Here is a 14771-nt window from a genome sequence, read left to right as displayed (position 1 = left end):
CGTACACAAAATCTGTGAACGCCACGGAGACTGTGGGAGCGGGCTTGCCCCGGGCGGCGTTCCGACGAAGAGGCCAGTCCAGTCGATGAAGATCTGGATTTGGTCTATACCTGTCTGGGGAACTGTATCGGCAACCCAAGGCTCGTACCAAAAGAACGCAACCTTTTGAGTTGCGCCCCGGAGAGATCAACCGTTATGCCCGAAACCTCGACCGCCATCGCCGATATCCACATGCTCGACAGCGGCTATTCCCGCGAAGCCCGATCCTTGTTGTACCAGGCTTACCGGCACGAGCCGACCTACGGTTATCTGTTCGAAGCGGAACGTCCCGGTTACGAACAACGGGTCCGCGCCACCGTGCGTGAACTGGTCAAGCAACACTTTCTGCAGGACTTGCCGGCCATCGGCCTGTTGGTCAACGACCGGTTGATCGGCGTCGCCCTGATCGCGCCGCCGCAACGGCGCCTGGGCATCACCGAAAGCTGGGCCTGGCGCCTGCGCATGGTGCTCAGCACCGGTTTTCGCTGCACCCGCCGCTACCTCGAGTATCACGATGCGGTGATGGCGTGCGTGCCGTCCGACTCGGTGCACCTGCTGCCGTTGCTGGGGATTCATCCGCAATTTCAGGGCAAGCACTTCGGCGAACAGTTGCTGCAAGCGGTGCATAACTGGTGCGCGGTGGATGAACATTCCCAAGGCGTGGTCCTCGATACCGGGAATCCTCGCTATCTGGAGTTCTATAAGCGGCAGGGCTATGAGGAAATCGGCGAGGTGGCTGTAGGACCGATCCGCGAGCACGTGTTTTTCCACGCCAATCCCCAGGTGTTACAAACAGCAACGGCATAACGGTAGAACTTTCTCGCAAAGTGACGCTCTATCACGCTCCCGAGCTCGTGATAGCATCCGCGCCTATGAAGTTTCCAGGAAGATTTACCAGCGGCGTGCTGATGCTGATCACCAGCTGCGCGGCGCTGGCGCAAAGTGAATTGGATGTGCGGATCAAACCGTCCAACGATGAACTCAAAGCCAATATAGAGGGCTATATCGGCAGTCTCGGCGATCGTGACGAGGAAGCCTTGCTGCGCTTCAGTCGTGGCGCCGAGGAGCAGGCGCGCAAGGCCGCCCAGGCCTTGGGTTATTACCAGCCACAGATCGACAGCGACGTGAAGGGCGGCAAGACGCCCCGCCTGGTGCTGAACATCGATCCCGGCGAGCCGGTGCATTTGCGCAACGTTACCGTGCGCGTCGAAGGTCCGGCCGCGTCCCTCAAAGCCTTTCGTGTGCCCAAGAGCGCTGCGCTGAAAACCGGCGCAGTGCTTAACCACGGGCATTACGAAGACGCCAAGCGCCTGATCCAGAATCAGGCCTCGCGCTACGGTTTTTTCAGCGGCCGCTTTACCAGCCAGAAACTGGCGGTAGACCCGCGAGCCGGCGTTGCCGACATCGAGTTGATCTACAACAGTGGTCCACGCTACTCCCTGGGCAAAGTCAGCTTCGAAGGCGACACCCCCTTCGACGAAGACCTGCTGCAACGCATGGTGCCGTTCAAGGCGGGCGCACCCTATGACTCCGAACTGATCGCCGAACTCAATCAGGCCCTGCAATCGAGCGGCTATTTCGAAGGCGTGCGGGTCGATGCGGCGCCGACAGCGTCCAAGGACAATGTGATCCCGGTGGACGTCAAGCTCGACACCCGCAAGCCTCGGACCATGGGCCTGGGCGTGGGCTACTCCACCGACGTCGGTCCACGGGTCAAGGCCAACTGGACCCGGCATTGGGTCAACCCCCAGGGGCACAGCTACGGCTGGGAAACCGAAGTCTCGGCGCCACGGCAAAACGTCGGGCTGTTCTATGACGTTCCGCTGGACCCGCCGCTGACCGACAAACTGCGCTTCGCCGGCGGCTATCAGTATGAAGAAATCGCCGACAAGGACAGCCTGAGCAAGCTGTTGACCCTGGGTCCCGAGTGGCACAGCCAGTTGCCCAGCGGCTGGCAACGGGTGGTGTCGCTCAAATGGCAACGGGAAGAGTACCGACTCGGCGACGACTCGGGGCTCAGCACCTTGCTCATGCCCGGCGTCAGTTATTCCTATCTGAAAAGCGACAACCGCATCGACCCGCACAATGGTTATCGCCTGACCTTCGAAACCAAGGTCGCCAAGGAAGGGTTGGGATCGGACAACAACCTGCTCTATGGCACGGCACTGGTGAAAGGCCTGACCACGGTCTTCGACAAACACCGCTTGCTTGGTCGGGTGCAGGTCGGCGGCAGCGCCACCAACGGCTATAAATCGGTGCCGCCGTCACTGCGTTTCTTCGCCGGTGGCGATCAGAGCGTGCGCGGTTACGACTATCAGAGCCTGTCCCCGGAAAACTCCAACGGTGACCGCATCGGGGGTCGTTACATGGTGGCCGGGAGCGTCGAGTACCAGTACTCCGTCGCCGAAAAATGGCGGGTCGCGACCTTCGTTGACCAAGGCAACTCCTTCAATACACTGGAACTGCCGAACCTCAAGACCGGCGTCGGTATCGGCGTGCGCTGGGTGTCGCCGGTGGGGCCGATTCGCCTCGACCTGGCTCACGCGGTAGAGGACGGCGGCTTTCGACTGCACTTTTCCATGGGGCCCGAGCTGTGAAGCGTGGTTTGAAAATAACACTGCTGGCGATCCTGGCGCTGTTGATGCTGGTCGTCCTGACCCTGGCCACGGTGTTGGGCACGGCGACGGGCAGTCGCTGGGCACTCGGGTTTGTGCCGGGCCTGACCGTGGAGAATTTCCAGGGGCGGCTGGGCGGGCAATGGAACGCCGACCATCTGTTGTGGCAGCAGGACACTAGCCGGGTCGAACTGAGCAAGGCGATTTTCGCCTGGTCGCCGTGGTGCCTGACGCGCATGACCTTGTGCATCGAGCAATTGCAGGCCGACCAGGTCAGCCTGCAATTGCCACCGGGCGAGGACGATGAGAGCAGCGGCCCCATCACGCTGCCGGACCTGACCTTGCCACTGGCGATCGAGTTGGGCGATGTCCGGGTCGGCAGTCTGCTGTTCAATGGCAGCGAAGCGCTCAAGGGCCTGCAACTGGCGGCGCACTGGACGGAAAAAGGTTTGCAGATTGATTCCGTGCAACTGCAACGGGATGAACTGAGCCTGAATCTTTCCGGTCTGCTCCAGCCGACCGGCAATTGGCCGCTCAAAGCTGAAGGCAAACTGACACTGCCGTCGCCGGGCACCGAGCCTTGGGCGCTGGCCTTGAAAGTCGATGGCGACCTGCTGAAAACCCTGAACCTGAAAGCCGACAGCAGCGGCTATCTGAACGGACAACTGACGGGCCAATTGCAACCCCTGGTGGAAAACCTGCCGGCCAAGGTGCGCATCACCGCCGACGGCTTCAAGCCCAGCGCCGACCTGCCGGACACCCTGCAATTCAACCAGCTGGAACTCACCGGCGACGGCGACCTGAAACAGGGTTACCAACTGCTCGGCAAAGCCACGCTGCCCGCCGAGAAGGGCCCGGTGGCATTGTTGCTGCAAGGCAAGGTCGACGCCAATGGCGCACAGATCGCCGGTCTGGACCTGACGGCCAATGACAAGCAAAGCCTCAAACTCACAGGGCAACTGGACTGGAGCAAAGGCCTGAGTGCCGAGGCGAAAATTGATTGGCTGGATTTCCCCTGGCACAGCCTCTACCCGCTGATCGACGAACCGGAAGTGGCGTTGCGCAGCTTCAACGGTGAAGTCTCCTACACCGACGGAAAATACCTCGGCAACTTCAAGGCCGCGCTGGATGGCCCGGCCGGAGCGTTCAGCCTGAGCAGCCCGTTCGCCGGCGACCTGACGAAAATCTACCTGCAACAAATCCAGCTCGAAGCCGGGCAGGGCAAAGCCCAGGGCCACCTGAACCTGCAATTTGCCGATGGCATAGCCTGGGACACCGCGCTGGACCTGTCGGCGATCGATCCGGCGTACTGGGTCGCGGAGTTGCCGGGCACCCTGGCCGGCCCGTTGCGCAGTAAAGGCGAGCTGAAGAATGAAAAGCTCAGCCTGAATGCAGATCTGGATTTGAAGGGCAAGCTGCGCGGTCAACCGGCGGTGATCCAGGCCAAGGCCGATGGCGGCGGCGAGCAATGGAACCTCAGCGCGCTGCAGATCCGCCTGGGCGACAACAGCATTAACGGCAAGGGCAGCCTGCAACAGAAACTCGCCGGCCAGATCGATATCAAGCTGCCGCGCCTGGCGCAGCTGTGGCCGCAACTGCGCGGTCAACTCAACGGCCGGGTCGATGTCGCCGGCACGCTCAAGGCCCCGCAAGGCAAACTCGGGCTGCAAGGTACGCAGCTGGCGTTCGAAGACAATCGCCTGCAGAGCCTGAACCTGGATGCGACGCTCGACAGCGCGCAACGGGCGAAAATCGATCTCAAGGGCAGCGGCATCCGGGCCGGTGACACTTCGCTGGGCACGCTGACCGCCAGTGGCCAGGGCGATATCAAGAACCAGAAGCTGACCCTCGATCTGCAGGGGCCGAAGCTGAAACTGGCACTGGGGCTTGACGGTACGCTGGACAAGGGCAACTGGCGCGGACGCCTGGCCAGTGGCGATATCCAGGCCGGTGGCCAGGACTGGAAGCTGCAAGGCCCGGCGAAGCTCGAACGGCTGGCGGACGGCAAGATCAATTTCGGCGCCCATTGCTGGATGTCCGGCCCGGCCAGCCTGTGCGGTGAAGACCAGCGCCTGATGCCGGAGCCGAAGCTGCGTTATCACCTCAAGCAGTTCCCGATCGACAGCCTGGCGCAGTGGTTGCCCAAGGATTTCGCCTGGAAGGGCCGGCTCAACGCTGACCTGCAACTGGACATGCCCGCCAGCGGCCCGAACGGTCAGATCAGCATCGATGCCAGCGGCGGCACCCTGCGCGTGCGGGAGAAAGACCAGTGGCTGGACTTCCCGTACCAGACCCTGAAACTGACCAGCAAACTCACGCCCAAGCGCATCGACACCGACCTCAACTTCGAGGGCGGCAAGCTTGGCGAGTTGATGGTACAGGCACAGATTAATCCGTTGCCCAAGGACAAACCGCTGACCGGCTCTTTCCGTTTGACCGGGCTGGACCTGTCCGTGGCGCGGCCGTTTGTGCCCATGGTCGAGAAAATGACCGGACGCTTGAATGGCAGCGGCACGATTTCCGGTGCATTGCTGGCCCCTCAGGTCAACGGCAGCCTGCTACTCAGCGACGGCGAGATTTCCGGGCCGGAACTGCCCATGGAGCTTGAAGCCTTGCAGGTGCGGGCGCTGATTGCCGGAGAAGCCGTGCAATTGGAGGGCAGCTGGAAAAGCGGCAAGACCGGGCAGGGCAGCTTGAATGGCGACATCGCCTGGGGCCAGGCGCTGGTGGTGGACCTGGTGCTCAAGGGCTCGCAGTTGCCGGTGAGCGTCGAGCCGTATGCCAAGCTGGAAATGGCGCCGGACCTGAAGATCTCGATGAAGGACGACAAACTGTCGGTGGCCGGCAAAGTGCGGGTGCCCAAGGGGGAAATCATCGTGCGCGAGTTGCCGCCGTCGACGGTCAAGGTCTCCGATGACACGGTGATCATCGGCCAGCAGACCGAAGCGGGCAAACCGCCGATGGCCATGGCGATGGACATCGATGTGGTGGTGGGCGAAGAAAAGCTCAGCTTTGCCGGGTTTGGCCTGACCGCCAACCTGCAAGGGCATGTGCACATCGGCGACAACATGGACACCCGCGGCGAGCTCTGGCTCAACGACGGGCGCTATCGTGCCTACGGCCAGCGGCTGACGGTGCGCCGGGCGCGTTTGCTGTTTGCCGGGCCGATCGACCAACCCTACCTGGACATCGAAGCGATTCGCCAGACCGATGACGTGATCGCCGGGATTCGCCTCAGTGGCAGCGCCGAGCAGCCGACCACGCAAATCTTCTCCGAGCCGGCCATGAGCCAGGAACAGGCGTTGTCCTATCTGGTGCTGGGCCGCCCCATCAGTACCACGGGTGAAGACAACAACATGCTCGCCCAGGCCGCCCTCGGGTTGGGCCTGATGGGCAGTTCTGGGGTGACCGGCGGGTTGGCGAAGAACCTGGGTATTCAGGATTTTCAGCTCGATACCGAGGGTAGCGGCAACGCCACCAGCGTGGTGGCCAGCGGCAATATCTCGGAAAAACTCAGCCTGCGTTACGGGGTGGGCGTGTTCGAGCCGGCCAATACCATCGCCTTGCGTTACAAGCTGAGCAAGCAGGTTTACCTCGAGGCTGCGGGTGGCGTGGCCAGTTCGCTGGATATCTTCTACAAGCGGGATTTCTAAGCCCCGAGTCTCCTCTGGACCCGAGTCGTTCCCTTCGCGAGCAAGCCCGCTCCCACATTGATCGCATGCTTATGCAGCGACTCGGTCGAATGTGGGAGCGGCGGTGCGACGATTCGACTTGCTCGCGAAGGCGTCAGTGTGGACGCCACATAATCCAGCGCCATTTATCAACTAAATAGCAAGCAACCTAACTATTACGTTGACATTCGCTGCCTAGGCAGTAACATCTGGACATACATTCTCTGCCTAGGCAGCTAATTGGTGGTCAGATGAAACATTTCACCCCGGACGAATTCCACACGTGCCATCTCGGCCTCCTGCTTGGGCGCGCGGCGCTGCTCAAGGACCGGATCATCGACACCCACATGGAACCCCACGGCATCACTGCCGCGCAGTTCAAGGTGCTGATCATCATGGCCCAGTTCGGCGTCGATACCCCGGCCGAGCTCTGCCGCCACCTGTCCCTGGACAGCGGTTCGATGACCCGCATGCTCGACCGTCTGCAACAGAAAGGTTTCCTCGCCCGCCAGCGTTCCGAGGCGGACCGCCGCCAGGTTCAGCTGGTGTTGACTGAAGAGGGGCAGAAGCTCGCCGACCGCCTGCCACACATCGGCGCCGACGCCATGAATGAATTGGCCGGGGCCATCACCCCGGAAGAACTGAACACCCTGGAACAGATCCTCAAGAAAATCCTGGTGGCCGCCGGTGACTCGATCACCCTGCTGCGGGTAGGTGACAAATGAACAGTAAAACCCTGCGCACCGGCCTCAGCCTGGTGCTGTTGGCCATGACCCTGGCCGGTTGCGCCAGCTATAGCGGCCTGAACACCGAAGGCGTCAGCCTCGAAGCGAAAACCCTCAAGGCCGGGCAATCCCTCAGCGGCGTGACCTTGTCGCCGGCGGCCTGGCCGAAAAGCGATTGGTGGAAAAGCCTCGGCGATCCGCAGCTCGACGGCCTGATCCGCGAAGCCCTGCACGACAGCCCGGACATGCAAATCGCCGACGCCCGCGCCCATCAGGCCAGCGCCGCCGCTTACGCCGCCGACGCCGAGCGGATGCCGACCCTTGATGCCAGCGCCGGCGTCAGCCGCTCGCGCCTGGCGCGGGATCAGGACCCGAACGGGCAGGGCGATGCCTACTCCACCGTGCGCAACATCAGCGCCAATTTCAATTACAACTTCGACCTCTGGGGTGGCCAGCGCGACGCCTGGGAAGCCGCGCTGGGCCAGGCCCGTGCCGCCGAAGTCGATCAACAGGCGGCGCAGTTGACGCTGGCGGCGGACGTCGCCCGCGCCTACAGCGATCTGGGGCAGGCGCACATCGTTCATGACCTGGCCAGCGAAGACCTCAAGCGAACCAGGCAGATGCTCGACCTTAGCCAGCGACGCTTGAGTTCCGGGATCGACAGTCAGTACCAGTTCCAGCAGACCGAAAGCCTGCAAGCTTCGTCCGAAGCCAGCCTGATCGACGCCGAAAAACGCCTGCAAAGCGCGAAAATCGCCCTGGCCGTCCTGCTCGGTAAAGGTCCTGACCGGGGCAATGAAATCGCCCGGCCGAAGATCCTCCAGGCCAGCGCCGTGGCACTGCCATCGGTACTGCCGGCCGAGTTGCTCGGTCGTCGTCCGGACCTGGTGGCGGCGCGCTGGCGGGTCGAGGCGGCGAGCAAGAACATCGACGCCGGCAAAACCCGCTTCTACCCCAACCTCAACCTGAGCGCCGCGGCCGGTGCCGAGTCGTTGCTGGGCGACGCGATGTTCGGTTCCGCCAGTCGTTTCTTCAACATCGCGCCGACGATTTCCGTGCCGATTTTCGACGGTGGCCGCCTGCGTGCCGATCTCGATGCCCGCGACGCCGATTACGACCTCGCGGTGGCGCAGTACAACAAAAGCCTGGTCAAGGCCCTGGGCGATGTCAGCGACACCATCAACCAATTGCGCGATATCGGCCGGCAGATCGGTGCCCAGCAACACGCCACCGACATTGCCCAGCAGTCATACGACACCGTGGTCCAGCGTTACGGTTCCGGCATCGGCAACTACCTGGACGTGCTCAGCATCGAGCAGCAACTGCTCCAGGCCCAGCGTCAGCTGGCGAGCCTGAATGCCGAGCAGATCGATCTGTCGATTCAACTGATGCAGGCATTGGGGGGCGGTTTTCAGGGTGACACCTTGACTGCGGCCAACCCGACCCCAGCCACGCAGCACAACTAATTCAAGGTATTCGTCATGGCTACTGCCGATACAACTCAAGCCCCTGACACCCCACAAGACGCGAGCAATCAGCGCAAGCGCAAAGTCATGCTGGTGGTCCTGGCGCTGGTGGTGATACTCACTGGCCTGGGCGCCTGGGGTTATCACGAACTCTATGGGCGCTGGAACGAAAGCACCGATGATGCCTATGTGAACGGCAACGTGGTGGAAATCACCCCGCTGGTCACCGGCACTGTGGTCAGCATCGGCGCCGATGACGGCGACCTGGTCCATGAAGGCCAGGTGCTGATCAACTTCGACCCGAACGACGCCCAGGTCGGTTTGCAAAGCGCCCAGGCCAACCTGGCCCGCACTGTGCGCCAGGTGCGCGGCCTGTACAGCAACGTCGACGGCATGAAAGCCCAGGTCAATGCGCAACAGGCGGAAGTGCAAAAGGCCCAGGACAACTTCAACCGCCGCAAGAATCTGGCGGCCGGCGGGGCGATTTCCCAGGAAGAACTGTCCCATGCTCGCGACGACCTGACCTCGGCACAAAACGCCCTGGCCAACGCCAGGCAGCAGCTGAAAACCACCAGCGCCCTGGTGGACGACACCGTGGTCTCGTCGCATCCGGATGTGATGTCTGCTGCCGCGCAACTGCGTCAGGCCTACCTGAACAATGCCCGCAGTACCTTGATCGCGCCGGTCACCGGCTACGTCGCCAAGCGCACCGTGCAACTCGGTCAGCGGGTGCAGCCGGGCACGGCGCTGATGGCGGTGATCCCATTGGATCAGCTGTGGATCGACGCCAACTTCAAGGAAACCCAGTTGCGTGACATGCGCATCGGCCAGCCGGTGGACATCGAGGCCGACCTGTATGGCGGCGACGTGAAATACAGCGGCACCATCGACAGCCTCGGCGCTGGCACCGGCAGCGCCTTTGCCCTGCTGCCGGCGCAAAACGCCACGGGTAACTGGATCAAGATCGTCCAGCGGGTGCCGGTGCGAATCCACATCAACGCCGAAGAACTGGCCAGCCACCCGTTGCGGGTCGGCCTGTCGACCCAGGTCAATGTGAACCTGCATGACCAGAGCGGCCCGGTGCTGGCACAACAGCCGCCGCAAAAGGCCTCGTTCAGCACCAGCGTCTACGACCGACAGTTGGTCGAGGCCGATGCAATGATCGCGCAGTTGATCCACGACAACAGCGCGGCGGTCAGCAAAACCGCTCAACGCTGACACCAACCCTGTAGGAGCGAGCTTGCTCGCGATAGCGGTGGGTCAATCAACAGAAATGTTGAATGTTAATCCGCCATCGCGAGCAAGCTCGCTCCCACAGGGTCAGCGGCGCCCATTGAAAGGCGCCGCGCCTGCCCAGCTTCAAAGGATTCGCGATGAGCAACAACGCATCTTTCACGCCCCCCAGCCTCGTGCTCAGCACCATCGGCCTGTCACTGGCGACCTTCATGCAGGTGCTCGACACCACCATCGCCAACGTGGCGCTGCCGACGATTTCCGGCAACCTCGGCGTGAGTTCGGAGCAGGGCACCTGGGTCATCACCTCGTTCGCGGTGAGCAACGCGATTGCGCTGCCGTTGACCGGTTGGTTGAGCCGGCGCTTCGGTGAAGTGAAGCTGTTTCTCTGGGCGACCGTGCTGTTTGTGCTGGCCTCGTTTCTCTGCGGTATTTCCACCTCGATGCCGGAGTTGATCGGTTTTCGCGTGCTGCAAGGCCTGGTGGCCGGTCCGTTGTACCCGATGACCCAGACGCTGCTGATCGCGGTCTATCCACCGGCCAGGCGCGGCATGGCCCTGGCGCTACTGGCGATGGTCACGGTGGTGGCGCCGATTGCCGGCCCGATCCTCGGCGGCTGGATTACCGACAGTTATAGCTGGCCGTGGATCTTCTTCATCAACGTGCCGATCGGGATTTTCGCGGTGATGGTGGTGCGGGCGCAGCTCAAGGCGCGGCCGGTGGTGACCAGTTATCAGCCGATGGATTACGTGGGGTTGATCACGCTGATCATCGGCGTCGGTGCCTTGCAGATGATCCTCGACAAGGGCAACGACCTGGACTGGTTCGAGTCGAATTTCATCATCGTCGGCGCGGCCATTTCGGTGATTGCGCTGGCGGTGTTCGTGATCTGGGAAATGACCGACAAGCACCCGGTGGTCAATTTGCGGTTGTTCGCCTATCGCAATTTCCGCATCGGCACCATTGTGTTGGTGTTGGGTTACGCCGGGTTTTTCGGGATCAACCTGATCCTGCCGCAATGGCTGCAAACCCAGATGGGTTACACGGCGACCTGGGCGGGGCTGGCGGTGGCGCCGATCGGTATTTTGCCGGTGTTGATGTCGCCGTTTGTCGGCAAATACGCACACAAGTTCGACCTGCGGCTGCTGGCCGGCCTGGCGTTCCTGGCGATTGGCCTGAGCTGTTTCATGCGTGCCGGGTTTACCAACGAAGTGGACTTCCAGCACATCGCTCTGGTGCAGCTGTTCATGGGGATTGGCGTGGCGCTATTCTTCATGCCGACTTTGAGCATTTTGATGTCAGACCTGCCACCGAACCAGATCGCCGACGGCGCGGGCCTGGCGACCTTCCTGCGGACCCTGGGCGGCAGTTTTGCCGCGTCGCTGACCACCTGGATCTGGATTCGCCGGGCGGACCAGCATCATGCCTACATGAGCGAAAGCATCAGCACCTACGAGCCGGCAACCCGGGATGCGCTGAATGCCTTGGGTGGGGCGAGCAATCCGGCCTATGCGCAGCTGGACCATGTGCTGACCAGCCAGGCGTACATGCTCTCCACCGTGGATTACTTCACGTTGCTGGGATGGGGGTTCATGGGCTTGATCCTGCTGGTGTGGCTGGCGAAACCGCCGTTCGCGGCGAAGGCGGGGCCTGCAACCTCCGGCCACTAAGCCCACCCCCATACCCCCCGTAGGAGCGAGGCTTGCCCGCGAAGGCGGTGTATCAGTCAACTTGATAGCGCCTGACACACCGCCTTCGCGGGCAAGCCTCGCTCCTACGGGGTTTAGGTGTTTGTCTGTCAGGTTGCGGGCGCTGCCAATTGCGGCGGCGGGGCGAAGTCGAACGGTGCCAGCGCAAACCCATTCTCATCCACCTGCAACGCCCAGCCCTGACGATCCCAATCCCCCAGCACTATGCGCCTGGCCGCCTGCTCGCCAATCTGCAACTTGTGGATGGCGGGGCGATGGGTATGGCCATGGATCAAGGTTTTCACGCCGTAGGCCTGCATGATCCGCGGTACTTCTTCTGGCGTGACATCGACGATGTCATTGGCCTTCATCCGCACCTGGGCCGTGCTTTCGCTGCGCAGCTTGCGCGCCAGTTTCTGCCGGGTGCCCAGGGGCAAATGGCGCAGGATGAACAAGGTCACGGGGTTACGCAGGTAGCGTCGCAGCTTCATATAGCCGACATCGCGGGTGCAGAGGCTGTCGCCGTGCATCAACAGCACCGGCTCGCCGTAAAACTGCACGACACTCGGGTCCTTCAATAGTGTGCAGCCGGCCTGTTTGCAAAAGGCCTGGCCGAGCATGAAGTCGCGATTGCCGTGCATCAGAAAAATGGCCGTGCCGCTGTCGCTGAGATCGCGCAGGGCCTGGCAGATGGAACGCTGGAAGGCGGTCATGGCATCGTCGCCAATCCACGCTTCGAAAAAATCGCCCAGGATGTATAACGCACTCGCCGAGCGGGCGCGCCCGGCGAGCAAATCCAGAAACGCCCGGGTAATGTCCGGGCGCTCCTCTTCCAGATGCAAGTCTGAAATCAGCAGTATCACTCAATGATCTCGGCTTTCTCGATGATCACGTCTTCTGCTGGCACGTCCTGGTGGCCGGACTTCATGGTGGTGGAAACACCTTTGATCTTGTCGACCACGTCGGTACCGGCAACGACTTTGGCGAATACCGCGTAGCCCCAGCCCTGAGTGGTCTTGGCGCTGTGGTTCAGGAAGCTGTTGTCAGCCACGTTGATGAAGAACTGGGCGGAAGCCGAATGCGGCTCCATGGTGCGTGCCATGGCCACGGTGTACTTGTCGTTCGGCAGGCCGTTGTCGGCTTCGTTCTGGATGCTTGGGCGCTTGTCTTTCTTTTCTTTCATGCCTGGCTCGAAACCGCCGCCCTGGATCATGAAGTTACCGATGACGCGGTGGAAAACGGTGTTTTCGTAGTGACCGGCTTTGACGTACTCGATGAAGTTGGCAACGGTCAGCGGTGCCTTTTCAGCGTTCAGTTCCAGGACGATGTCGCCATGGTTGGTGGTCAGTTTGACTTGGGTCATGATGGTTTCTCTTTCTATGAATTCGTGGGTTTCGAGGCTCGGCAGCCCTCAACCGGTCCGGCCAATGTTGGCCAAGGTGCGCAGTTTAGCGTGCCGGGCGCGAATTTCGAGGCCGTTTTTCATTTGCATCCGATTAAATGCAGCCGTTTTCGGGCCTGCTCTGTCAGCGACTTGACAGCATCGGCTATGATAAGCCCCTTTGATTTATAACAGCCGCTTTGATTTGGCCAACTGGCCGCGCACTTGTACGTTCAAGGATCCTATGAGCAAGCCCACTGTCGACCCTACCTCGAATTCCAAGACCGGCCCTGCCGTGCCGGTCAATTTCCTGCGCCCGATCATCCAGGCGGACCTGGACTCGGGTAAGCACACGCAGATCGTCACCCGTTTCCCGCCTGAGCCCAACGGTTACCTGCACATCGGTCACGCCAAGTCGATCTGTGTGAACTTCGGCCTGGCCCAGGAATTCGGCGGCGTCACGCACCTGCGTTTCGACGACACCAACCCGGCCAAGGAAGACCAGGAATACATCGACGCGATCGAAAGCGACGTCAAATGGCTGGGCTTCCAATGGTCCGGTGAAGTGCGCTATGCCTCGCAGTATTTCGACCAGTTGCACGACTGGGCCGTCGAGCTGATCAAGGCCGGCAAGGCCTACGTCGACGACCTGACCCCGGATCAGGCCAAGCAATACCGCGGCACCCTGACCGAGCCGGGCAAGAACAGCCCGTTCCGCGATCGCTCCGTGGAAGAAAACCTCGACTGGTTCGCCCGCATGCGTGCCGGCGAATTCCCGGACGGCGCACGGGTGCTGCGGGCCAAGATCGACATGGCCTCGCCGAACATGAACCTGCGCGACCCGATCATGTACCGCATCCGTCACGCGCACCACCACCAGACCGGTGACAAGTGGTGCATCTACCCGAACTACGACTTCACCCACGGTCAGTCGGACGCCATCGAAGGCATCACCCACTCGATCTGCACCCTGGAGTTCGAAAGCCACCGTCCGCTGTACGAGTGGTTCCTGGAGAACCTGCCGGTTCCTGCGAACCCGCGCCAGTACGAGTTCAGCCGCCTGAACCTGAACTACACCATCACCAGCAAGCGCAAGCTCAAGCAACTGGTGGACGAGAAGCACGTCAATGGCTGGGACGATCCGCGCATGTCCACGCTGTCGGGTTTCCGCCGCCGTGGCTACACGCCGAAATCGATCCGCAATTTCTGCGAAATGATCGGCACCAACCGTTCCGACGGCGTGGTCGACTTCGGCATGCTCGAATTCAGCATCCGCGACGACCTCGACCACAGCGCCCCCCGTGCCATGTGCGTATTGCGTCCGCTGAAAGTCGTGATCACCAACTACCCGGAAGGCCAGGTCGAGAACCTCGAACTGCCGTGCCATCCGAAAGAAGACATGGGCGTGCGCGTATTGCCGTTCGCCCGTGAAATCTACATCGACCGTGAAGACTTCATGGAAGAGCCGCCAAAAGGCTACAAGCGCCTGGAGCCGAATGGCGAAGTTCGTCTTCGCGGCAGCTACGTGATCCGTGCCGACGAAGCGATCAAGGACGCCGACGGCAACATCGTCGAACTGCGTTGCTCCTATGACCCGCAAACACTGGGCAAGAACCCTGAAGGCCGCAAGGTCAAGGGCGTGGTGCACTGGGTGCCGGCCGCGGCCAGCGTCGAATGCGAAGTGCGTCTGTACGATCGCCTGTTCCGTTCGCCGAACCCTGAGAAAGCCGAAGACAGCGCCGGTTTCCTGGACAACATCAACCCTGACTCGCTGCAAGTCCTCACCGGTTGTCGTGCCGAGCCAACGCTTGGCAACGCACAGCCGGAAGACCGTTTCCAGTTCGAGCGCGAAGGTTACTTCGTCGCGGATATCAAGGACTCGAAACCAGGCGCTCCGGTATTCAACCGTACCGTGACCTTGCGTGATTCGTGGGGCCAGTGATTCAAGGAACC

At 61.6% G+C, this 14771-nt stretch carries 10 protein-coding genes; 8 read left to right on the top strand and 2 right to left on the bottom strand.

Features of this window, described 5'->3' with window-relative positions:
* The first annotated feature begins 195 nt into the window (after window positions 1-195).
* The 7 genes from PMA3_RS19860 (at window position 196) to PMA3_RS19830 (ending at window position 11419) form a co-directional block, all read left to right on the top strand.
* The gene (locus PMA3_RS19860; protein WP_064678775.1) at window positions 196-846 is read left to right on the top strand and encodes a GNAT family N-acetyltransferase; all 651 of its coding nucleotides are present in this window, start codon (window positions 196-198) and stop codon (window positions 844-846) included.
* Between the two features lie 65 nt (window positions 847-911).
* On the top strand, window positions 912-2636 hold the full coding sequence (locus PMA3_RS19855) for an autotransporter assembly complex protein TamA (protein WP_064678774.1): 1725 nt from the start codon (window positions 912-914) through the stop codon (window positions 2634-2636).
* Complete coding sequence (locus tag PMA3_RS19850; RefSeq protein ID WP_064678773.1) at window positions 2633-6307, top strand: translocation/assembly module TamB domain-containing protein; 3675 nt, start codon at window positions 2633-2635, stop codon at window positions 6305-6307. Before PMA3_RS19855 ends, PMA3_RS19850 begins: the two co-directional genes overlap by 4 nt.
* Window positions 6308-6576: 269 nt before the next feature.
* Window positions 6577-7050, top strand: coding sequence for a MarR family winged helix-turn-helix transcriptional regulator (locus PMA3_RS19845; RefSeq protein ID WP_064678772.1), 474 nt, complete (start codon window positions 6577-6579; stop codon window positions 7048-7050).
* Window positions 7047-8516: an efflux transporter outer membrane subunit gene (locus PMA3_RS19840; RefSeq protein ID WP_064678771.1), complete on the top strand. Its 1470-nt coding sequence runs from the start codon at window positions 7047-7049 to the stop codon at window positions 8514-8516. The genes PMA3_RS19845 and PMA3_RS19840 overlap by 4 nt, the downstream gene beginning before the upstream one ends.
* A 15-nt stretch (window positions 8517-8531) precedes the next feature.
* A complete protein-coding gene (locus tag PMA3_RS19835; protein ID WP_064678770.1) occupies window positions 8532-9734 on the top strand; it encodes an HlyD/EmrA/EmrK family protein in 1203 nt (400 codons plus the stop codon).
* Between the two features lie 155 nt (window positions 9735-9889).
* Entirely contained in the window at window positions 9890-11419 is a 1530-nt protein-coding gene (locus PMA3_RS19830) for a DHA2 family efflux MFS transporter permease subunit (protein WP_064678769.1), read from the top strand.
* 128 nt (window positions 11420-11547) lie between these two features.
* Here PMA3_RS19830 and lpxH read toward each other — a convergent pair whose 3' ends face one another.
* Both lpxH and PMA3_RS19820 read right to left on the bottom strand, forming a co-directional pair.
* Entirely contained in the window at window positions 11548-12300 is a 753-nt protein-coding gene (lpxH, locus tag PMA3_RS19825) for a UDP-2,3-diacylglucosamine diphosphatase (protein WP_064678768.1), read from the bottom strand.
* Entirely contained in the window at window positions 12297-12800 is a 504-nt protein-coding gene (locus PMA3_RS19820; RefSeq protein ID WP_064678767.1) for a peptidylprolyl isomerase, read from the bottom strand. The genes lpxH and PMA3_RS19820 overlap by 4 nt, the downstream gene beginning before the upstream one ends.
* 262 nt (window positions 12801-13062) lie before the next feature.
* Between PMA3_RS19820 and PMA3_RS19815 the strand changes: the two genes are divergently transcribed.
* A complete protein-coding gene (locus PMA3_RS19815) occupies window positions 13063-14760 on the top strand; it encodes a glutamine--tRNA ligase/YqeY domain fusion protein (protein WP_064678766.1) in 1698 nt (565 codons plus the stop codon).
* The last annotated feature ends 11 nt before the right edge of the window (window positions 14761-14771 follow it).

The organism is Pseudomonas silesiensis, from assembly GCF_001661075.1.
Classification (GTDB): domain Bacteria; phylum Pseudomonadota; class Gammaproteobacteria; order Pseudomonadales; family Pseudomonadaceae; genus Aquipseudomonas; species Aquipseudomonas silesiensis.
Note: the sequence above shows the minus strand (reverse complement) of the source record. Positions and strands in the feature narration are given on the sequence as shown.

Excerpts from the sequence above, each read along its gene's own strand:
- PMA3_RS19860 (WP_064678775.1), top strand. The coding sequence starts at position 196 with ATGCCCGAAACCTCGACCGCCATCGCCGATATCCACATGCTCGACAGC.
- PMA3_RS19855 (WP_064678774.1), top strand. The coding sequence starts at position 912 with ATGAAGTTTCCAGGAAGATTTACCAGCGGCGTGCTGATGCTGATCACC.
- PMA3_RS19845 (WP_064678772.1), top strand. The coding sequence starts at position 6,577 with ATGAAACATTTCACCCCGGACGAATTCCACACGTGCCATCTCGGCCTC.
- PMA3_RS19840 (WP_064678771.1), top strand. The coding sequence starts at position 7,047 with ATGAACAGTAAAACCCTGCGCACCGGCCTCAGCCTGGTGCTGTTGGCC.
- PMA3_RS19835 (WP_064678770.1), top strand. The coding sequence starts at position 8,532 with ATGGCTACTGCCGATACAACTCAAGCCCCTGACACCCCACAAGACGCG.
- PMA3_RS19830 (WP_064678769.1), top strand. The coding sequence starts at position 9,890 with ATGAGCAACAACGCATCTTTCACGCCCCCCAGCCTCGTGCTCAGCACC.
- PMA3_RS19820 (WP_064678767.1), bottom strand. The coding sequence starts at position 12,800 with ATGACCCAAGTCAAACTGACCACCAACCATGGCGACATCGTCCTGGAA.
- PMA3_RS19815 (WP_064678766.1), top strand. The coding sequence starts at position 13,063 with ATGAGCAAGCCCACTGTCGACCCTACCTCGAATTCCAAGACCGGCCCT.